Origin of the sequence: Streptomyces sp. NBC_01304 (assembly GCF_035975855.1) — a bacterium.
Classification (GTDB): domain Bacteria; phylum Actinomycetota; class Actinomycetes; order Streptomycetales; family Streptomycetaceae; genus Streptomyces.
Map to the genome: position 1 here is coordinate 1,406,411 of NZ_CP109055.1, position 19,897 is coordinate 1,426,307.

21 protein-coding genes are annotated in these 19,897 nt (G+C 71.2%); 7 read left to right on the plus strand and 14 right to left on the minus strand.

The window, feature by feature from the left end; genetic code table 11:
• The first annotated feature begins 133 nt into the window (after positions 1-133).
• The 3 genes from OG430_RS06085 to OG430_RS06095 all read left to right on the plus strand — a co-directional run bounded on the left by OG430_RS06085 (position 134) and on the right by OG430_RS06095 (position 2,948).
• The gene (locus OG430_RS06085) at positions 134-1,123 is read left to right on the plus strand and encodes an esterase/lipase family protein (protein WP_327351384.1); all 990 of its coding nucleotides are present in this window, start codon (positions 134-136) and stop codon (positions 1,121-1,123) included.
• Between the two features lie 123 nt (positions 1,124-1,246).
• The gene (locus OG430_RS06090) at positions 1,247-1,885 is read left to right on the plus strand and encodes a LysE family translocator (protein WP_327351385.1); all 639 of its coding nucleotides are present in this window, start codon (positions 1,247-1,249) and stop codon (positions 1,883-1,885) included.
• Positions 1,886-2,030: 145 nt separating this feature from the next.
• Positions 2,031-2,948, plus strand: coding sequence for an aminoglycoside phosphotransferase family protein (locus tag OG430_RS06095; RefSeq protein ID WP_327351386.1), 918 nt, complete (start codon positions 2,031-2,033; stop codon positions 2,946-2,948).
• Positions 2,949-3,002: 54 nt separating this feature from the next.
• On the opposite strand, the gene OG430_RS06100 is transcribed toward OG430_RS06095, so the two are convergent.
• The 3 genes from OG430_RS06100 to OG430_RS06110 all read right to left on the minus strand — a co-directional run bounded on the left by OG430_RS06100 (position 3,003) and on the right by OG430_RS06110 (position 4,702).
• Positions 3,003-3,302: a hypothetical protein gene (locus OG430_RS06100; protein WP_327351387.1), complete on the minus strand. Its 300-nt coding sequence runs from the start codon at positions 3,300-3,302 to the stop codon at positions 3,003-3,005.
• Between the two features lie 92 nt (positions 3,303-3,394).
• A complete protein-coding gene (locus OG430_RS06105; RefSeq protein WP_327351388.1) occupies positions 3,395-4,042 on the minus strand; it encodes a GNAT family N-acetyltransferase in 648 nt (215 codons plus the stop codon).
• 39 nt (positions 4,043-4,081) lie between these two features.
• Positions 4,082-4,702 carry an L-threonylcarbamoyladenylate synthase gene (locus OG430_RS06110; protein ID WP_327351389.1) on the minus strand — a complete coding sequence of 207 codons (621 nt, stop codon included), beginning with the start codon at positions 4,700-4,702 and terminating at the stop codon, positions 4,082-4,084.
• A gap of 81 nt (positions 4,703-4,783) precedes the next feature.
• Between OG430_RS06110 and OG430_RS06115 the strand changes: the two genes are divergently transcribed.
• Positions 4,784-5,377 (plus strand): DedA family protein, encoded by a 594-nt coding sequence (locus tag OG430_RS06115; protein ID WP_327351390.1) that lies wholly within the window; start codon positions 4,784-4,786, stop codon positions 5,375-5,377.
• Positions 5,378-5,517: 140 nt separating this feature from the next.
• Here the strand turns inward: OG430_RS06115 and OG430_RS06120 are convergent, their stop codons facing one another.
• From OG430_RS06120 to OG430_RS06145, 6 genes are read right to left on the minus strand one after another with little or no spacing between them, the layout of a single operon-like run.
• Positions 5,518-6,522: a pyridoxal-phosphate dependent enzyme gene (locus OG430_RS06120; RefSeq protein ID WP_327351391.1), complete on the minus strand. Its 1,005-nt coding sequence runs from the start codon at positions 6,520-6,522 to the stop codon at positions 5,518-5,520.
• Positions 6,443-7,468, minus strand: coding sequence for a GHMP family kinase ATP-binding protein (locus OG430_RS06125; RefSeq protein ID WP_327351392.1), 1,026 nt, complete (start codon positions 7,466-7,468; stop codon positions 6,443-6,445). The genes OG430_RS06120 and OG430_RS06125 overlap by 80 nt, the downstream gene beginning before the upstream one ends.
• Positions 7,465-8,295: a Rossmann-like domain-containing protein gene (locus OG430_RS06130; protein WP_327351393.1), complete on the minus strand. Its 831-nt coding sequence runs from the start codon at positions 8,293-8,295 to the stop codon at positions 7,465-7,467. Before OG430_RS06130 ends, OG430_RS06125 begins: the two co-directional genes overlap by 4 nt.
• Positions 8,296-8,336: 41 nt before the next feature.
• Positions 8,337-9,134 (minus strand): ABC transporter ATP-binding protein, encoded by a 798-nt coding sequence (locus OG430_RS06135; protein WP_327351394.1) that lies wholly within the window; start codon positions 9,132-9,134, stop codon positions 8,337-8,339.
• Positions 9,131-10,273 carry a FecCD family ABC transporter permease gene (locus OG430_RS06140; RefSeq protein WP_327351395.1) on the minus strand — a complete coding sequence of 381 codons (1,143 nt, stop codon included), beginning with the start codon at positions 10,271-10,273 and terminating at the stop codon, positions 9,131-9,133. The genes OG430_RS06135 and OG430_RS06140 overlap by 4 nt, the downstream gene beginning before the upstream one ends.
• A complete protein-coding gene (locus OG430_RS06145; RefSeq protein WP_327351396.1) occupies positions 10,263-11,285 on the minus strand; it encodes an ABC transporter substrate-binding protein in 1,023 nt (340 codons plus the stop codon). Before OG430_RS06145 ends, OG430_RS06140 begins: the two co-directional genes overlap by 11 nt.
• Before the next feature lie 114 nt (positions 11,286-11,399).
• Between OG430_RS06145 and OG430_RS06150 the strand changes: the two genes are divergently transcribed.
• Together OG430_RS06150 and OG430_RS06155 are read left to right on the plus strand one after the other, a co-directional pair.
• Entirely contained in the window at positions 11,400-12,647 is a 1,248-nt protein-coding gene (locus OG430_RS06150; RefSeq protein ID WP_327351397.1) for an MFS transporter, read from the plus strand.
• 118 nt (positions 12,648-12,765) lie between these two features.
• Entirely contained in the window at positions 12,766-13,323 is a 558-nt protein-coding gene (locus OG430_RS06155; RefSeq protein ID WP_327351398.1) for a DUF421 domain-containing protein, read from the plus strand.
• Here OG430_RS06155 and OG430_RS06160 read toward each other — a convergent pair.
• Positions 13,320-13,748 carry a nuclear transport factor 2 family protein gene (locus OG430_RS06160; RefSeq protein ID WP_327351399.1) on the minus strand — a complete coding sequence of 143 codons (429 nt, stop codon included), beginning with the start codon at positions 13,746-13,748 and terminating at the stop codon, positions 13,320-13,322. The two genes, OG430_RS06155 and OG430_RS06160, sit on opposite strands and share 4 nt — an antisense overlap.
• 114 nt (positions 13,749-13,862) lie before the next feature.
• Here OG430_RS06160 and OG430_RS06165 point away from each other — a divergent pair, with 114 nt between their 5' ends.
• Positions 13,863-14,441, plus strand: coding sequence for a PadR family transcriptional regulator (locus OG430_RS06165; protein WP_327351400.1), 579 nt, complete (start codon positions 13,863-13,865; stop codon positions 14,439-14,441).
• Here OG430_RS06165 and serS read toward each other — a convergent pair.
• The 4 genes from serS to OG430_RS06185 all read right to left on the minus strand — a co-directional run bounded on the left by serS (position 14,438) and on the right by OG430_RS06185 (position 19,894).
• The gene (gene serS / locus OG430_RS06170; protein WP_327351401.1) at positions 14,438-15,718 is read right to left on the minus strand and encodes a serine--tRNA ligase; all 1,281 of its coding nucleotides are present in this window, start codon (positions 15,716-15,718) and stop codon (positions 14,438-14,440) included. The genes OG430_RS06165 and serS overlap by 4 nt on opposite strands.
• Positions 15,719-16,133: 415 nt before the next feature.
• Complete coding sequence (locus OG430_RS06175; protein WP_327351402.1) at positions 16,134-17,510, minus strand: ammonium transporter; 1,377 nt, start codon at positions 17,508-17,510, stop codon at positions 16,134-16,136.
• Positions 17,510-18,898 (minus strand): ammonium transporter, encoded by a 1,389-nt coding sequence (locus tag OG430_RS06180; RefSeq protein ID WP_327351403.1) that lies wholly within the window; start codon positions 18,896-18,898, stop codon positions 17,510-17,512. The genes OG430_RS06175 and OG430_RS06180 overlap by 1 nt, the downstream gene beginning before the upstream one ends.
• A 27-nt stretch (positions 18,899-18,925) precedes the next feature.
• Positions 18,926-19,894 (minus strand): urease accessory protein UreD, encoded by a 969-nt coding sequence (locus tag OG430_RS06185; RefSeq protein WP_327358969.1) that lies wholly within the window; start codon positions 19,892-19,894, stop codon positions 18,926-18,928.
• Positions 19,895-19,897: the final 3 nt, after the last annotated feature.

A 19,897-nucleotide genomic window follows, 5' to 3' on the forward strand; every position in this document is an offset into this window, starting at 1 on the left:
GCGGGACCGGCGCCGGTACGGGCGCACGGGACCAGCACGGGTGCGGCGTACGGACCAAGTACAGGTGCGGCGGCCGGGACCTCCGCAGAGGCTGGGAGTTCAGTGACCCTCCTCGTCCCTTCCTGGAGTTCCCATGTCCGTACGTCCCGCGCGCAGGCACCTCCGCCGCGCCACCGTCGCCCTCCTCGCCGCCTGCGCGCTCATGGCGGCGCCGGCCGCCGCCGCTGCCGCCCAGCCCGCAGCCGGTCCCGCCGGCACCGACCCCGTGGACGACGCCAAGAAGTTCGCCACCCCGAACCTGCCCGGCGTCAACGACTGGTCCTGCAAACCCAGCGCCGAGCACCCCCGCCCGCTGATCCTGGTGCACGGCACGTTCGACGCGGGCCGGGTGTGGGCGAAGACCGCGCCGGACTACAAGAAGGCCGGGTACTGCGTCTTCTCCCTCGACTACGGCAAGTCGAGCGGCCTGCTGAGCCTCATCGTGGGCGGCATCGACCGGGTCTCGCAGTCCGCGATGGAACTCGCGGACTTCGTCGACGGCGTGCTGGAGGCGACCGGCACCGAGAAGGTCGACATCGTCGGGCACTCGCAGGGCGGCATGATGCCCCGCTACTACATGAAGTTCGCCGGCGGCGCGGACAAGGTGCACACGCTGGTCGGCATCTCGCCGTCCAGCCACGGCACCGGGCGCTCCGACTTCATGGACGCGCTGCTCGCCGACGCCCCGGACCTGCGGGCGCTCCTCGAGGGCTTCTCCGAGCTGGTGCCCATCGGCAAGTTCGTCGACATTCCGTGCCCCGCCTGTACCGACCAGGTATCCAACTCGCCGTTCCAGAAGAGGCTCAACAAGGGCGAGGACACGCTGCCCGGGGTGAACTACACGACCATCGTGACGAACAAGGACAGCGTCATCACGCCCTGGAAGAGCCAGTACCTGGAGGGCCCGAACGTCAAGAACTACCTGCTGCAGGACGTGTGCAAGGACAACTTCGCCCAGCACAACAACTCGGTCTCCGACCCGGTCGCCACCCGCCTGGCCCTGAACGCGCTCGACCCCGAGCACGCGGTCACGCCCACCTGCCCCACCCTCGCGTCCAGCATCCTGGGCCTGCTCGGCGTCTGACCGGACAGGGGAACGAGCACCACGCGGCCGGCAAGTCCTTCCGCCCGCTCGGCGCCGCCGAGCGGGCGCTGCCGGACCACCCCTCACCCTCGCCGTGAAGCGGTCCGCGTAAGCTGAAGTCCCATGGCAATAAGCACCGCACTCTGGTCCTTCGCCCTGGTGGTAGGGCTCCTCACACTGACCCCCGGCCTGGACACGGCCCTGATTCTGCGCACCGCCGCGCTCGGCCGTCGCAGTCGCGCCTGGGGTGTGGTCCTCGGCATCCAGAGCGGCACCCTGATCTGGGGTGCGCTCACCTCGCTCGGCGTGACGGCCGTGCTGACCGCCTCTCAGGTCGCGTACGAGGTGCTGCGCTGGGCGGGCGCCGCGTATCTGCTGTGGATGGGGGCGCGCATGCTGATCGACACCTGGCGCCGTACGCCCGGCGGCGAGGCGGGCGACGCGGACGCGCTGCAGGGTACGGACAGCATGGCCGGAGGCTGGCGACAGGGGACGCTCACCAACCTCCTCAACCCCAAGGTCGGGGTCTTCTACGTCGCCGTCCTGCCCCAGTTCATCCCGGCCGGCGCGCCCCACTTCACCATGGGCCTGCTGCTGACCTGCGTACACATCGCGCTCGGCCTCGTCTGGTCGGCCACCCTCATCGCCTTCGCCCGGGTCGTGCGCGGCTGGCTCCAGCGCCCCTCCGCGCGCCGCGCCCTCGACCGCGTCACCGGGACGGTCGTCGCCGGGTTCGGGCTGCGGCTGGCGCTCACTGACTGAAGCCGGGCCGGGAGAGGCATCCGGAAAAGGATCGGGACAAGGATCGGGACAGGGGCCGGGGAAAGAGATCGACAAGAAGTTCCCCGCCCGCTGAAATGGACGCCGACAGCCCGCCGTGCCCGTGCGGGTCCGGGAGGGAGCGCACGTGCCGGCCGAGAGCGGCGTCGTCAACACCCCTGCGATCGACGGCAAGTTGGTCGCCCGGCTGCTCGACGCACAGTTCCCGCAGTGGGCGCACCTCCCGCTGCGCCTCCTGGACCCGGCAGGCTCCGACCACGTGATCTACCGGCTCGGCGAGACCATGTCGGTGCGCCTGCCCCGCGGCGACTGGGCGGCCGGGCAGGCCCGCAAGGAGGAGACCTGGCTGCCGCGGCTCGCTCCGCGGCTGCCGCTCGCGGTCCCGCTGCCGCTGGGCCTGGGCACGCCCGGCTTCGGCTACCCGTGGCACTGGTCGGTCGCCCGCTGGCTCGACGGCAGCACGCCCACCCTCGACGCACCGGTCGACACGCTCGATGCGGCCCTGCGGCTGGCGGACTTCCTCTGGGCACTCCAACGGCTCGCTCCCGCCGGGGAGTTGGCCCCCGGCCCGCACGACGACCTCGCCGGTACGTCGCTGCACGAGCGGGACCACGGCACCCGCGCCGCGATCAAGGACGTGGCCGCCGACTTCGACGGCCCCGCGCTCATCGCCGTATGGGAGGAGGCTCTCGGGGCGCCGGCCTGGGACCGGCCGCCGGTGTGGTTCCACGGGGACCTGCACCCCGGCAACCTGCTGGCCGTCGACGGACGCGTCAGCGCTGTCATCGACTTCGGCGGCCTGGGCATGGGCGATCCCGCCTGCGACCTGGTGATCGCGTGGACCCTCCTGACCGCCGAGACCCGCGCCGCCTTCCGTACGGCACTGCGGATCGACGACGCCACCTGGGCCAGGGGCCGCGGCTGGGCGCTCACCACCGGCCTCAACGCCTACGCGCACTACGCCGCGACGAACCCCCGCGTGGCCCGCAACACCCGCCACCAGATCACGCAGGTCCTCACCGGCAGTGCGCCGTACAGCCCTTGAGCAGTGCGCCGTACAGCCCTTGAGCAGTGCGCCGTACAGCCCTTGAATCGCGCCCTACTGCCCCTGATACGGGGGCTGTTGGCCGTACGGGTTCGGGTTGGGGGCCTGCGGGTACTGCCCGGGAGGCGCCGGGTTCGGGTACTGAGCCGGGGGCGCCGGGTTCGGGTAGGGCCCACCGGGCTGCGGGGGCGCGGCCGGGTACTGGGGCTGCTGCGGCTGACCCGTTCCGGGCATCTGCTGCGGCTGGCCCATCCCCGGATTGGGGTTCCAGCCGACGGGCCCGGCCGGCGGCGTACCGCGGCGTTTCCGGCCTGCCATGACCACCATCACGATCACGAACGTCCCCAGAACCATGACGCCCAGCAGGAGGACACCAAACCTCAAGAACATCTGCGTACCCCCCTCAAAACGGCCCGCCCGATGCGCTGCGCCGCACTCCCGAGACACTACAAGCCGGTGTCCGCGCGCCCCAGGTTCGGGTCGAGAAGCATGTCCAGACACAGCGTGCCGTCCGGCCCGGTGAAGGAACCCACCCGCCGAAAGCCGTTCTTCTCGTAGAAGCGCAGGGCACGGGCGTTGTCGGCCAGCACACCGCCCCACAGGATGATCCGCGTCCGGCCGAGCCGCCGGGCGACCTCGACCAGCAGCGGGAAGACCAGCGAACCGACGCCGTTCGCCTGGTGGTCGTCGGCCAAGGTCGGCCCGAACCGGCAGTCGGTCGCCGGGTCGAGCCGGATCCCGGCCCGCGCATGGCGTGCGATGTCCGCGGCCGTGAGGTCGAGGCTGAACTCGAGGAGGCCGACGATCCTGCCGCCCGGCGCCTCCTCAAGGACCAGCCGCAGCTTGTCGTAGCGGCCGATCGCGGCACACAGCTCGCGGGCCGCCGGGAGGTCGTACCCGTCGAAGGTGCTGAGCCGCCGCGTCGTGGGGGACAGCCCCGCGAGGAAGTCACCGAGGCCGTCCGCGTCGCCGTGCACGAGCGGCCGGAGGATCACCTCCGCGGCACCGCCCCGCTCCCCCGCCGGGAGCCGCAGCCGCCAGGTCAGCAGCCCCGGGTCCGCGGCGATCTCCGCCAGGCTGAGCACCCCGGCCACCCCTCGCTCCCGCGCTCGCTACTCGCTCCCCGCCCCTCGCTACTCGAACGGCGTGAGGTCGCCGGCCCCCCGGCGCACGATCTCCAGCTCGCCGTCGGAGAAGTCGATGACCGTGGTCGGCTCGGTGCCGCAGTCACCCGAATCCAGTACGGCGTCCACCTCATGGTCGAGCCGCTCCTTGATCTCCCAGCCCTGCGTCAGCGGCTCGGACTCGTCGGGCAGCAGCAGGGTGCTGGAGAGCAGCGGCTCCCCGAGTTCCTCGAGCAGCGCCTGGGCGACGACGTGATCGGGGATGCGTACGCCGACCGTCTTCTTCTTCGGGTGCAGCAACTGGCGCGGCACCTCCCGGGTCGCCCGCAGGATGAAGGTGTAGCGGCCCGGCGTCGCCGCCTTGATCGCGCGGAACACGTCGTTGTCGACCTGCGCGAACTGCCCCAGCTGGGCGAAGTCCCGGCACACCAGGGTGAAGTGGTGGCGGTCGTCGAGATTGCGGATCGCCCGGATCCGGCTGATGCCGTCACGGCTGCCCAGCTGACAGCCCAGTGCGTAGCAGGAGTCCGTCGGGTACGCGATGAGCGCCCCCGACCGGATGCTGTCGGCCACATTGGTGATGGTGCGCCGCTGCGGGTTCTCGGGGTGCACATCGAAGTACTTCGCCATCCGGCGAGTTTAAGGGCCACTCCGGCCTCCCCGGACCCGGCTCGACGGGCCCGCTCCGCCCGATTCGGCGATCATGGTGCCGTGGTCGACGCTTCCGCGCTGCTGTCCGGCTTCGGCACCATCGGGGTGTTCGTCGTCCTGTTCCTGGAGGCCGGCACGCTCCTGGGTGTGGTGCTGCCCGGCGGGGCGGTGCTCTTCACCGCCGGGATGCTGTGCTCGGCGGGCGAGGGGCACCTCTCCCTGCCGCTGATCCTGCTCTGCGGCGTGCTCGGGACCGTGCTGGGTGCGCAGACCAGCTACTGGATCGGCCGGCGCACCGGACCCGGCCTGCTCGCCCGCCTCCGCAAGGAACGGCTGCGCCAGGGTGTGGCACGGGTGCAGGAGCTCCTTGAGCGGTACGGGCCGGGTCCGGCCCTGCTTGTCGCGAGGTTCATTCCGGTCGTACGCACCCTCTCCAGCCGCGTCGCGGGTGCGCTGCTCGTCCCGGGCCGCACCTTCGCCGTGTGGCAGAGCGCGGCGGGCGCCGTGTGGGCCACGGCCATGACGTTCTGCGGCTACCTCCTGGGCGCGGTCCTGCCGGGCGCCGACGCCTATCTCGTGCTCGCCGGGGTCGTCGTCCTCGCCCTCGTGGTGACCTCCCTGGTCCGCCGGCACCGGGGCACACGGAGGCCCTGACCGCGAAGAGGCCCGCCAACCTCGCCATGACCAAGCGCCACGCCCTCGACCGGGACCGCGACCGCGACCGCGCCCAACTCGTCGCCCTCGCCTACGAATCCGGCCCGGTGGCCCCGCGCCACGATCGAGACGCCCGCAGGTCAGCGCCCCTCAGCAGCCTCCGCCCGCCCCCATGCCATACGCGACCAGGGCAGCGCCAGCTCGTCGGTGCCGCCGACCTCCCTGGGCGACAGCTCCTCGACCGGAGCGGCCTCCCCATGACGTGCGAACACGGAATCCACGTACCGGTGCCCGGTGTCCGCCGCGACGAACACCACCGTGCGATCCCCCGCCCGCGCCCGTTCCCACCGGGCCGCGAGATGGCCCGCCCCGGTGGACAGGCCCGCGAACACCGCATGGCGGCGCAGCAGGTCGACGCTCCCGGCGAGAGCCGCGTCGAAGCCGACCCAGTGGATGGTGTCGTACAGGTGGTGGGAGACGTTCCGGAAGGGGATGGAGCTGCCGATCCCGGCGATGATGATTTCCGGGTCGGTCACGTGCTCGGCGCCGAAGGTGACGCTCCCGAACGGCTGCACCCCGACCAGCTCGACGTCGGACCCCGCCGCCCGCAGATGGCTGGCGAGCGCCCCCGTGGACGCCCCGGATCCGACTCCTCCCACCAGAGTCAGCGGCTCGCCGCCGGTCTCCTCGCGGATCCGCTCGGCGATGGCGCGGTAGCCGAGGTAGTGGATGTCGTCGTGGTACTGGCGCATCCAGTGGTACTCGGGGTGTGCACGCAAGATCTCCTCGACCCGTGCGACCCGTCGCTTCTGGTCGAGCTTGAGGTCGTCGCAGGGGTCCATCTGTTCCAAGTGGGCGCCCAGTACGGCCAGTTGGGTGCGCAGGGTGTGGTCGACAGTCGTGGAGCCGACGATGTGGCAGCGCATGCCGTAGCGGTGGCAGGCCAGGGCGAGGGCGTAGGCGTAGATGCCGCTGGAGCTGTCGAGGAGGGTGTCGCCGCGGCGTACGGCCCCGGTGTCGAGCAGGTGGCGGACGGCGGCCATCGCGGAGACGGCCTTCATGGTTTCAAAGCGCAGGCAGATGAGGCGGTCGTCGAGGCGTATGAGGTCGGGCCGGCCGATCGCCTCGGCGATGTGGGTGTCCATGCGGGAACTCCTCGCTGGTGGAATGGGTGGTGAAGGTCCGGGTGACGGGGATGCCCTCGCCCTGCAGGGCGGCCGTGCACTGCCGCAGCCGGTGGCGCAGCGCACGGCTCGCGGGGTCGAAGAGCAGCCCGGCCACACAGCCGCTGTGCGCGATCTGCACCCCGACGGCCCCGAACCGTCCGGCGATCCGCGTCATCGCCCCGAACTCGGCGTGGGCGAGCCGCCGTTGACCGCGCCGGGCGCTCTGGGTGGCGACGTGTCCGAGCAGGGCGGGGTCCGCGTGGACGATCGCCCGGCGCAGCAGGGTCCGCAGCCGCGCGTACGCGCCCACATCACTGTCGTCGTACGTCGCCTCGGCGAGGGCGAGCGTGTCGGTGTCAACGGGGCGCCCGCCGCCGAGCGTGCAGCCGACCACGACGAGCGGGGGCAGCGCGGCCCCGAGGACCTCCAGGACCCGCCCCTCACGCTGGGCGAAGAGCAGCGGCCGCCCGTCGAGCATCAGCGGATCCGAGGCCCGTTCGGCGCGCACCGCGAGCCGGGCGACGGTCTCCGGCGCGAGCCGCACCCCATGGGCGTCGGCGACGGCCCGCACGGCGGCGATCACATCACTGCTGGAGGACCCCATGCCGAGCCCCACCGGGATGTCACCGGACAGCCTCAACTCCCCGCCGCAGAGCTCCCCTTGGCAGTGCTCAGCACACTCTTCGATCGCCAGCACTGCCGCCCGCAGCGCCTTGGTGCGCCCGGCCGGCACCACCTCGACCCGCGAGGGCCCCGTCCCCGGGCGACGTACGAACTCCGCGCGGGTCCCCAGACCTCGCAACGGCAGCGTGACCAGGCCCGCACACCGCCGTCCCCGGTCATCGAGGAAGACGCCCTGCAGGATCTCCCCGTGATGGCAGGCGGCATACCCGGCCCCGACCACGACCCCGACTGCGGCGGTCATCGGGCAGCCGGGATCGGGGCCCGGTAGCGGTACAGGGCGGTCGGCTCGGCGCTGAACTGCGAGAACGGGAAGGGCTCCGCGGACAGCGCGCTCACTCCGGCCCCCAGGAAGGCGCGGGCCACGGCGCTGCCGGTCTGCGCGTACACGACGAGCGGGATCCCGCGCTCGCGGCAGCGCGCGAGGATCGTGTCGAAGGACCCGTTGCTGAGCGTCATCCCGGTCGCGACGACGGCGTCGGCCGCGCTCAGCACCTCCTCCATGTCGGCGCTCACCGGCTCCCCCCACTGGGTCTCACGGAGGTTGAAGTCGCAGGGCAGCGGCACACCGCCGCGCTCGCGGATCGCCGCGAGCAGCGGGTTGACCACGCCGATGAGGGCGACCTTCGCGCCGTCCTCGATGGCGAGCAGCCCGGCGATCGCCGCGTCCCGGGCGTGCGCCCGTGTCTCGGGCGGCCCGGCGGGCAGCGTCACCACCTCGGCATCGGCGGCGTCCCGGTGCGGCCGGGCCTCGGCGAGGTAGGCGTCCAGGGCGGCGATCCGCAGCGGCCGCGGCCCTTCGCGCAGCAGCATGTCGAGCGAACTGCCGGACGCCTCACGGCAGATGGCCGGATCGATCTCCCCCGCCTCGAAGGCGCAGGCCCCGAAGGAGCCGCCGAGGCGGACGAGTACGTACTGGTTGAGGTAGGTGGTGGTGCCGCCCTTGAGGCGGGTTCCGTGATGGATCCAGAACACGCTGGTGGCGGTCGACTCGGCGGGCAGCGGGCCGTGTTCACCGGCCAGTACGCCGCTGATGAGGGACTCGACGTCAAGGGTCGTGCGGGTGTCCATGGGGGTTCTTCCTGTCGTACGCGGGTGGGTTCGGGGAGCGTTCAGGCAAGGTCGGACACGGTGTGGCGGGCCGGTGCGGCGACGCCTCGATAGGCCACGGCGAGCCGGCCGAGGGCGTCGGGGCCGACCTCGGCGTCGACCTCGAAGACGTCGGCGAGCCGGGCCGGAGTGAGGACGTCCTTCGGCGGGCCCTCGGCGATCAGTCGGCCGTCGCGCAGGAGGAGCAGCCGGTCGCAGTGGCGGGCGGCCAGGGACAGGTCGTGCAGGGCGACCAGGACGGTTTGATCGGTGTCCGAGAGCAGCTGCAGCAGCTCCAACTGGTGCTTCACGTCTAGGTGGTTGGTGGGTTCGTCGAGCAGGATGGCGTAGGGCTGCTGGGCCAGGGCCCGGGCGAGGTGGGCGCGTTGGCGTTCGCCGCCGGACAGCTCCTTCCAGGACCGGTCGGCCAGTTCGGTGAGCCCCAGGCGGTCGAGGGCCGCGGCGACGACGGCGCGGTCATGGGCGCCGGGGCCCCGCCACCGGTCCTGGAAGGGGGTGCGGCCGAGACCCACGACGTCGACCACGCGGAGTTCGCTGCCGGTGTCGGTGGCCTGCTCGACGAAGGCGAGGTGCTGGGCGATGCGCCGGGCGCTCCAGTCGTGGATCGGTTCGCGGTCGTAGGAGACGTTGCCGGAGTCGGGTCGGCGCAGGCCCGCGAGGCAGCGCAGGAGCGAGGACTTGCCCGAGCCGTTGGGGCCGATGAGCCCGACGGTCTCGCCCGGGGCGACGTCCAGGTCGACGGCGTCCACGACGGTCCGGTCCCCCGCCCGCCAGGTGAGCGCTTCGGCGGTGATCCTCACAGCTCACCCCGCTTGCGCAGCACCAGCAGGAACAGAGGCACGCCGAGCAGCGCGGTGAACACGCCGACGGGCACCTCCTGCGGCGCGAACGCCACCCGGGCAAGTGCGTCGGTCCACACCAGGAACAGCGCCCCGACCAGCGCCGAGAAGGGCAACAGCGTCCGGTGCAGGGGGCCGACGAGGAAACGTACGACATGCGGCACGATCAGCCCGACGAACCCGATCGCCCCCACGGCCGCGACCGCGACGGCCGTCACCAGGGACGTCACCACGAGCAGCACGGTGCGGGTGGTGCGTACGTCGACGCCGAGCGAGGCCGCGGTGTCGGCACCGAAGGAGAAGCCGTCGAGCGCCGTCGCGTACACCCACATCACCGCGAGCCCGACCGCAGTCACCACGGCGCACACGGCCACGGCGTCCCAGCGGGCGGACGCCATCGAACCGAGCAGCCACTGGGTGATGGCGCGGATGATCTCGGGGTCGCCGGAGGCCATCAGGACGAGCGAGGTGAGCGCGGTGAACAGCTGCGCCACGACCACCCCGGTCAGCACGATCCGCACCGAGTCGAGCCCTGACCGGCGAAGGAGCAGCATCAGCAGCCCGAAGGAGACCAGCGCGCCGACGAAGGCCCCACCGGTGACGCCGACCGCTCCCGCGCCGACGCCGAGGACGACCACGGCGACCGCGCCGGTCGAGGCGCCCGACGAGATGCCCAACAGGTAGGGATCGGCAAGGGCGTTGCGGGTCAGCGCCTGCAGCGCCGCGCCGCACACCGCGAGCGACGCGCCGACCAGGGCGGCCATCAGCACGCGCGGGATGCGCAGATCCCAGATGAGCGAGTCGACCAGGCGGGGCAACGGCTCGGTGTCCAGGCCGAGATGGGCGCCGACGGCGCGCAGGAGAGCGGTGTACGTGACGTCGGTGGTGCCGATCCGCACCGACACGGCGACGGAGACGAGCAGGGCCGCTGCGGCCAGCACGAAGAGCACCGGCCGGGAGGTCCGCGCGGCCGGTTCTGCGGGGACCGGCCCGGGCTCCGACTGTGCGACATGCCGTGCCGCGGGATGCAACAGGCCCTGCGCATCCGGCAGTTGAGCCACCCCCGGCAAGGCGCCATCGGGGTCTGCGCTAGCGGACATGGCCGAGTTCCTTCATACCGTCCGTCAGCCGGGGCAGGGCGCTGACGGTGCGTACCGACGGGTCCATCTCGGTCCCGGGGATCTCGACGATGCGGTTCTCGGCGACCGCCGCGAGCTTGGACATCAGCGGGTTGTCGCGCATCGCGGCGCGCTTGTCGGCGGCGCTGTCGCCGGGCTTTCCGCGCTCGGAGAGGTCGCCGACGACGATGAAGTCCGGGTTGCGTTCGGCTATTTGCTCCCAGGTGACGGCCGGCCAGTCCTCGTCGACGTCGTCGAAGGCGTTCTTGGCGCCGACGAGCCGGCTCATCTCGCTGGGCATGGCGCTCTTGCCGGCCACGTAGGGCGCGTCGCCGTACACGGAGTAGAGCCAGACGACGTTCGGCTCGCCCTTGACCCGGTCCGCGGCCTTGGCCGCCTTGTCGAGGGTGGCCCGCTGCTCTTCGACCAGGCGGGCGGCCCGGTCCTCGACGCCGAAGATCTTGCCGAGGTTCTCGTAGTCCTGGAAGAGCAGCTCGAAGGACGTCTTGGCCTTCCCCGGCTTCTGCTGCTTGGGGCAGTCGACCGCGCTGACGTACGAGGGCAGGTCGAGGTCGGCCAGTTCGGAGCGGGTGCCGACCCGGTCCTTGGTGAAGTAGTCGGACATGCCCGCGACCGCGATGTCCGGGGTGGCGGCGCGCAGTTGCTCGTTGGTGAGGATCTTGGGGCTGAGCACCGGAACCTTCGCGTAGGCGTCCCGGTACTCCGGGGCGATCTTCGTCTTGAGGTTGGAGGTGCCGGCCATGCGGTCTTGCAGGCCGAGTTCGAGGAGGACCTCCGTCGAGGACTGATCGAGGGCGACGGCCCGCTCGGGTGCGCCGTCGAAGGTGAGCTTCCGGCCGCAGCTGGTGACGTCGGCCCGCCGGTCCGCCGCGTTCTTCTGGCCGCCCTTCGCGCCGTCGTCGGGCTGGGCGCAGCCGGCGGCCACGAAGGTGAGGGAAAGGGCGGCGATGCCGAGGCGGGTGGGATGGCGCATGGGTCCTCCGGTGGGTGAGCACCCCCGGCGGGGAGTGCGATGCGATGACGATACAGTAATGACAATCGTTTTCATTTAACAAGCCACTCGCCCCTGTGAGAGGAACGCCACCCCGTGACCACCACCCCTGCCCGGGCCCCCGAATCGAGCCCGCCCCGCACCCGACCCGTCCTCCTCGACCCCGCCTTCCTCAGACTCTGGTCGGGCACCACCGCATCGGGCCTTGCCACTTGGGCCCTGCCGTTCGTCCTGGGCCTCGCCGTCCTGGACCGCACGCTGAGTGCGGCCGCACTCGGGCTGCTGCTCGCCGCACGGACCGTGGGGTTCCTGGTGGCCGTGGCGATCGGCGGGGTGCTGGCCGACCGGTACTCGCGCCGGGCGGTGGTGGCCTGGGCCGGGCTTGCCGCGGCGGCGGCAACTCCCGTGCTGGCCGCGGGAGTCGGGCACTCGCTGGCGGTGACGGCCGGGGCCGCTCTGGTGGCGGGCGCCGGGCAGGGGGCGTGCCGGCCCGCCTTCCAGGCGCTGACCGCCGAGGTCGTCGACGCCGAGCGGCGCCAGCAGGCCAATGCGGCCATGACCCTGTCCGTACGCGTCACCACGCTCGCCGCGCCCTCACTGACCGCGCTGCTCGCCGTGGTCCTCGACACCTCAACGCTGCTCCTCGGCATCGGACTGCTCTGGCTGGTCGCGGCGCTGATCCCGGGTCCGGGAGTCGGCAAGCAGTCCTCCTCCGAGCCGACCCAACGTCCCTCGTTCTTCCGCGAGTTCGGGGAGGGGCTGCGCGAGGCGCGGCGCCATCCGTGGTTCCTGGCGGGCCTGGGCGCACTGACCGCCGTCATCGCGACCGGCTACTCCGCGACGGGCGTCGCCCTGCCGCTCATCAGCCGCGACCGGTACGACACGGAGCTTGTGCTCGCCGCGGCCATGACCGCGTACACCGTGGGCGCCCTCGCCGGGGCCCTGGTGATCGCCCGGCTGAGGCCGCGCGCACAGGGCTGGTCGGCGCTCGCGGGCCTCGCCTGCTACGGATTCGCGCCGCTGAGCCTGGTCTTCCCCGTACACCCCGCCTTCGTGATCGCGGCCTATGCGGTGGCGGGGCTCGGCATCGAGCTCTTCAACGTGCCCTGGTTCACGGCCACTCAGCGCGAGGTGGCGCCGGACAAGCTGGCCAGGGTGTCCTCGCTGGACTTCATGCTCTCCTACGGCCTGGCCCCGCTGGGGCTCGCCCTGATGGCCCCGGCGATCGACGCCCTGGGGATAAGGGCCGTCCTCGCGGTGTGCGCGCTGATCTGCTTCCTCGCCCCGGCCGCGGCGGCACTGGTGCCGAGCACGCGGGGGTTCGCGCGGAGCGAGGAAGGTTAGGCGCTACCTGGGGGTTCGGGGCGGCGTTGTTCGTACGGAATCCGTCTTCGTACGGCATCCGTACGTGATCCCTACGTGAACAGCAGGCACCGGCCCGCGGACAGCAGGAGTGGCAACGATGTGGCATGACGTGATGAGCCTGGGCATCCCCTACGGCGAGAAGGCCCTCCGTACGGTCCTGGTGTACCTGGTCGTCCTGATCCTGATCCGCCTGGCCGGCAAACGGGACCTCGCCCAGCTCAACACCTTCGACCTGGTGGTCATGCTGCTGCTGTCGAACGTGGTGCAGAACGCCATCATCGGCCCCGACAACTCCGTGGCCGGCGGGGCGTTCGGCGCTGCCGTCCTGGTCGCCGCGAATGCGCTCGTCGTGCGGGCGGCCGCCCTGTCCGACCGGTTCGGGCAGCTCCTCGAGGGCACTCCGCTCACCCTCGCCCGCGACGGCGCCTGGCTGCCGTCCGCGATCCGCCGCACCGGGCTGCGCCCGGCCGACCTGGACGTGGCGGTCAAACGACAGGGCGGCGACGACGTGTCCGAGACGAGCGAGGTCAGCCTTGAGCCGGGCGGCGCGCTCCTGGTCACCCTCAAGGACGGCGACCAGGCCGCGGACAAGAACGACATCGCCGCCCTGCGTGCGGAAATCGCGGCGCTGCGGCAGCGGATCGAGAGGGCCTAGTTCGGGGCGGGCACCAGTCCGTCGGCAACGAGCCCGGCGAGAACCGCATCGCTGAGGGTCTGCACCGCCGACAGCGGACGGACCATGACCGTGAACTCCTTGATCTTCCCTGCCTCATCGAACTGCAGCAGGTCGATGCCATGGATCTGCTTCCCATTGACCGTGGCCCGGAAGATCAGGATGTCCGAAGGCGCCTCCGCTCCGTCGGTGCTCGTCTCGGCCGTGCCGTCCAGCGCCCCCACGTAGCGGAAGTCCTCGAAAGTGCGCAGCAGCACGCCGAACAGCCCGAGGACCATGGGCTTGCCCTCGAACGGGGTGAACTTCACGGGGCTGTAGAAGCGGACGTCGTCGGTGAACAGGTCGTCCAGGCCCGCCGGATCACTGTTCTCCACGGCGGCACGGAAGAGGTCTGCGGTGGTGGCCATGAGCGCTCCTCGATAGTCATCACTAGTCATCAATCTGAGTAGTCAGATTCTTGACTATCATGGCCGCAGGCCCAGAGGATAGACCCCAGGCCCGGAGGACGGAGAGGACAGCCGATGGCTTTGCGTCACGCCGTGCTCGCGGCCCTGCTCGACGAGGAGCTGAGCGGCTACCAGCTGGCCAAGTCCTTCGACCTGGGCGTGGCCAACTTCTGGCACGCCCTGCCGCAGCAGCTGTACGCCGAGCTGGCCAAGCTGGAGTCGGACGGCCTGGTCACGGGCCGCGAGGTGGTCCAGGACAGCCGGCCCAACAAGCGTCTGTTCCAGGTCACCGAGGCCGGACTCACCGAGCTGGAGCGGTTCGCGGCGGCCTCGGCCAAGCCGTCGTTCCTCCGCGACGACCTGCTCGTCAAGGTGCAGGCCTGCGATCTCATCGACACCGGGGAGGTCATCGCGGACCTGACGGAGCGGGCCGCATTCGCCGCCGCCAAGGTCGAGTTGTTCACCTCGCTCCTGGAAAAGTTCCGCGGCGACCGCAGCGAGGAGGACTTCCTGCGCCACGGCCACCGCATCGGCCCCTATCTCACCTGCCTGCGCGGCCTCGCCTTCGAGCAGGGCAACCGCGACTGGTGCGAGCGCACCGCGGCCGTCCTGCGCGCGCGACAGGCCAAGCAGGTCAGCCCGAACTCCCGCTAGCCGCCGAGCACTTCACCCATCCCCCACCGCCGCAGCACCTCGGGCACGGCCACCGTGCCGTCGGCCCGCTGGTGCTGCTCGAGGATCGCGGGCAGCAGCCGGCTGGTCGCCAGGGCCGAGGCGTTGAGCGTGTGGACGTAGGCCGCCTTGGCGCCCCCGTCCGGCCGGAAGCGGATGTTGCCGCGCCGGGCCTGGTAGTCGCGGGCGTTCGACACCGAGCTGACCTCCGCGTACGCGCCGAGGCTGGGCAGCCAGACCTCCACGTCGTACGTCTTGGCCATGGCGGCCGACGTGTCCTCGGCGGCGAGCTTGGTCACCCGGTAGTGCAGGCCGAGCCCGGCCACCAACTCCTCCGCTCGGGCGAGGAGTTCGAGCTGCGCGGCGTCCGAGTCTTCGGGGCGTACGAACTGGAAGAGCTCCACCTTGTCGAACTGATGCCCACGCAGCGTCCCGCGCTCCGCCGACCGATATCCCCCGCTCTCGCTGCGATAGCACGGCGTGTACGCGAAGTACTTGCGCGGCAGTTCGCTCGCGTCGAGGGTCTCGTCCCGGTGCAGATTGACCAGGGCGGTCTCGGCGGTGGGCAGCAGGAACCGTTCGGGCCGCCCGCCCTCTCCCTTTTCCAGTACGAAGACGTCGTCGGCGAACTTGGGGAACTGTCCTGCGGTGTACCCGGCCTCGTAGGTGAGGATGTGCGGCGGCAGCACGAACTCGTAGCCCGCCCGGCGGTGGGTGTCCACGAAGTAGTTGAGCAGCGCCCACTCCAGGGCCGCCCCCTCACCGCGATAGATCCAGAAGCCGTTCCCGCCGAGCTTGGTGCCCCGCTTGTAGTCGACCAGGCCCAGGTCCTGGGCGAGCTCGACATGTGCCTTGGCCGGGAAGTCCAGGGCGGGCCGCGCCCCGATCTCCCGTACGACCTCGTTGTTCTCCTTGCCGCCCGCGACCACGTCGTCGTCCGGGAGGTTGGGCAGGCCGTCGAGGAAGTCGCGGTGCCGCCGGGCGAGCCTGGCGAGGACGGCCTCGGCGTCCGCGACCTGTTCGGCCAAGGCTTTTGCCGCGGCCTGTGGCCCTTCGACCTCGCCGCCCGCCCGGCGCAGCGCCGCGATGTCCGCCGAGATCTGCCTGCGTTCGCCACGCAGCCGCTCCACGGTCCTGCGCGCCGTGCGGAACTCCGTGTCCAGGGCGAGGAAGGCCTCGACATCCACCTCCATGCCGCGCTTGAGCAAGGCTTGGCGGACTCGCTCGGGGTGGGCTCGCAGTGCGGTGACATCCAGCATGAGATCGCTCCGTCCGATCGGCCGAAGCGGGGCGCCGCCTCGGCGTTGATCCCTTGGAGCGCGGGCGAGCGGGGTTACTCGCGGTGCCACCACGCCTTCACCGCCACGGTCGGCGGCCTCGTTCGGGCCCGGTCACGGGGGCCGGCCGGCGGGGCATGGAGCACGCCCGGGGCTTCGGGCGGCCGTTCCTCCCCGCACTCAGGAGTGGATTCACCTCGGGCGCGAGGCTGCCTTCTCAGCTACCGGCAGCTCTCTTCGCTCGCGTGGTCCCGGGGCTACTCGGCTCCGTCAGCGCGTTGCACCCGAGGTTAGAGCGCGGGCCCGGCTGGACGGAAACGAATTTCCCGCCCGGCCTCCGAGCACAAAAACGAGACCGCCCTCGCGTGCCGAGGGCGGTCTCGTGCCGCGGAAAGGGTCAGGCGTCTCCTGTCCCGCTGCCGGACGCCCTCGACGCGGAGCTCTTCGCCGCGTCGTCCGTGAGCAGCGCCCGCAACTGGGCCACCAGCTCGGAGGCGTCCGCCGCCGGCTCGGTGGGGGCGCCGCCCTGCCGGGAGGTGCGGGCCAGGGCCGTCAGCTGGGCGGCGACATCGGACTCGTAGACCTGTTCCTCCTCGACCGGTCCGCCCTCCTGGCGCAGCCCGACCGTCATGTCGATCAGCTTGCCGATGATCACGGTCATGACGAAGGAGAACAGCCCGAGCACCAGGATGGCGACCAGCTGGCGGCCGAGCAGCGTCCAGGAACCGCCGTAGAACAGGCCCTTCTGGCCGGTCATGGCCCCCGTGCCGGCGAGACCCACCATCGCCATGCCGAACAGTCCGCCCCAGCCGTGGATGCCGACCACGTCGAGGGTGTCGTCGACGCCGAGCCGGTACTTCCAGCTGATGGCGAAGGCGCAGGTCAGACCGGCAAGGAAGCCGATGACCGTGGCCCAGACCGGGGAGACACCACCGGCCGCCGGGGTCATGGCGACCAGGCCGGTGACCGCGCCCATGCACATGTCGAGCAGGCTGACGGCCCGGTTGCGCCAGTAGACGGTGAGCGCCCAGCCGATCATCGCGGCGCCCGCCGCCAGCTGAGAGTTGAGGAAGCCCATGGCCGCGGCACCGGGTACGTGCAGCGAGGAGGCGGTGTTGAAGCCGAACCAGCCGAACCACATCAGCGAGACGCCGATCACGGCGAGCGGCACGTTGTGCGGCCGGATCTCCTCGCGCTCGAAGTCCTTGCGCTTGCCCGCCGCGATCGCGAGGGCCAACCCGGCCGCTCCCGAGCTGAGTTCGACGACAGTGCCACCGGAGAAGTCGACCGCGACGACCTGCTTGGCGACCCACCCGTCGGCGTCGAACACCCAGTGCGCCATGGGGATGTAGACGAGCAGGGTCCAGGCGCAGACGAAGGTGATCCAGCCGGCCATCTTGGCGCGGCCCGCGACCGAGCCGCTGATCAGGGCGACCGTGACGATGGCGAACGACATGTGGAAGACCGAGAAGATCACGGTCGGCACGTTCCCGGTCGCGGTCTTGAGGCCGATGCCCTGCATGAAGGCGTTGTCGAGGTTGCCGATGATGCCGAGCCCGCCGACGTCCTCGCCGAAGGCGAGGGAGTAGCCGACGGCGAACCAGATGACGGTGACGAAGGCGACGCACACGAAGCACATCTTCAGCATCGCCACGACCTGCCCGGTCTTGACCATGCCGCCGTAGAAGAAGGCCAGCCCGGGTGCCATGAGCAACACCATGGCCGCGCTCATCATCAGCCAGGCGGTGTTGCCCGAGTCGAATACCGCGCCCATCACTTGTCACGCTCCCGTCGTTCCAGCAGGGTGATCACTTCGCCGAGCAGTGCGGCATCCGCCTCGGCCCGGGAGCCCGCCGGAGCCGGGACGCCTGCCGCCGATACGCCTCCGGAGGTCCCGGCAGCGGCGCCGGCCGGCGCGAGCCGGGAGCGGATCTCCTCGATGGTGGCCTGGTCGTACGCCACTTCCTCCTCCTTGCCGGGCACGGCCTCGTACTCCTCAGTCGTACGGAAACCGACGGTCCGGTTGATCAGTTGGGCAATCAGCCAGGTCATGCAGAAGGAGAAGGCGATCGTGGCCACGACGGCGACGGCCTGCCGCCAGAGCTGGTCGAATCCGCCGCCGTAGAAGAGGCCCTTCTTGCCGCTCATGGCGGCGGTGGCGAAGAAGCCGATGCCGAGGGTGCCGACGATGCCGCCGAAGCCGTGCACCCCGACCACGTCGAGGGTGTCGTCCACGTGGATCTTGTACTTGAAGTTGATCGCGAAGGCGCAGACCAGACCCGCGACGAAGCCGATGACCAGCGCGCCGACCGGTGAGACCTCACCGCAGGACGGGGTGATGGCGACCATGCCGGCGACCGAGGCCGAGGCGACGCCGAGCATCTCGACCTTGCCGTGCTGATACTTCTCCACGATCGGCCAGCTGATCATCGCGGCGCAGGCGGCGAGCTGGGTATTGAGGAAGGCCATCGGGGCGCCGCCCTCGTCCTGCAGCGCCGACCCGGCGTTGAAGCCGAACCAGCCGAACCACAGCAGGGCGAGCCCGATCACGACCAGCGGCAGGTTGTGCGGGGTGATCGCCTGCCGCTCGAAGTCCTTGCGCCTGCGCAGCACGATGGCGCAGGCGAGGCCCGCCGCCCCCGAGTTGATCTCGACGGGCAGTCCGCCCGCGAAGTCGAGGGCGCCCAGGTTGCCTGCGATCCATCCGTCGGGCGCGAACACCCAGTGGGCGAGCGGGATATAGACGAGCAGCGTCCAGGCGACGACGAAGACGAGCCAGCCCCGCATCGTGGCACGGCCCGCGATCGACCCGCTGATCAGCGCCACCGTGATGATCGCGAAGGACATCTGGAAGCAGGAGAAGATCGTGGTGGGGATGGAGCCGTGCAGCGACGTCATGTCCACGCCGCGCAGGAACGCGTGGTCGAGATTGCCGATGAGCCCCGCGCCCGCGTCCGGGCCGAAGGCCAGGGTGTAACCGACGGCCAGCCACAGCAGCGAGACGAGCGCCAGACAGGCGAAGCTCATCTTGAGCATGACCAGCACGTGATTGGTCTTGACCATGCCCCCGTAGAAGAAGGCGAGGCCCGGGGTCATCAGCAGGACCATGGCCGTACTGACCATCAGCCAGGCCGTGTTGCCGGTATCGAAGGCGGACGACATCTGCGAGCTTCCCTTCCGATCAGGGGATCACGACTTGCGCAGCAAGGGCGCGGGGGTACCGGTCAGCAGGCGCCGCACGGCGTCCCAGGCGTGCTCGAGCGCCGCGTGCAGCGCGACGGAGTCGCTGCTCAGGACGCGCAGCCAGGCCCCGCTGTCCTGCGGCAGCACGCTCACGCCGTACAGCAGGCCACTTCCGTCGAGCGCCGCGTGCAGCGCGTCGGCGACCTCGGCGGCCGGGGCGAGCGGCGTGACGGCGTAGAAGGCGGCCATCAGGTCGTGCCCGCCGAGCACGGCGGGCCCGGTGACACCGCTGCCGCGAGGTTCGAGACGTACCGCATCCAGCGCCACCAACTGCCCGTCGGGACGGCGCAGTTCGAGGTCCGAGGCGAACACCTCATAGGCGTGCCGCTCGCCGCGCGCGAGGCGCCCGGCCGTCATCGACTCCGACACCAGCACGGTCGCCGTCGGGTCCACGGTGACGACGGTGCGCTGGTAGAAGCGCGAGTCGGCGAACGGGATGGTCACATCCGGCAGGTACTCGACGTACGCGCCGGGGCCGGCGGTGAGGAAGACCTGCTGGACGGCGTAGTCGTGCTCCATCCGGTAGACCTTGGTGGCAGCCTGCGTGGTGAGGAGTCCGGAACTGTCCGGGCCGAAGGTGAGGTCCGTGCGCAGCCGGTCGGCCTGCAGGACGCCGCCGCCGGTCGCCATCAGGAAGGTGATGGGCAGGTCGGGGCGGTGCGGGTCGAAGTACAACGGCCGCATGATCTGCAGGGGCGACTTCTGGTAGTGCGAGACGAGTTCGGTACGCTCCCCGACCTTGGCGAACCCCAGTTCCAGGAGCCCGATCTTGCCGGGCCGGCCGACCCCGAGCGTGTCGGGGCGGCCGGCGTGCCGCAGTACCTGGGGCGGGACCCGGGCCGGCTCGTAGTGCTCGGGAGAGAGCCGGGGCACGGCCGGTGGAGTGTCCGTGGGGAGGTCCCGCTCGGTGGCCATGAC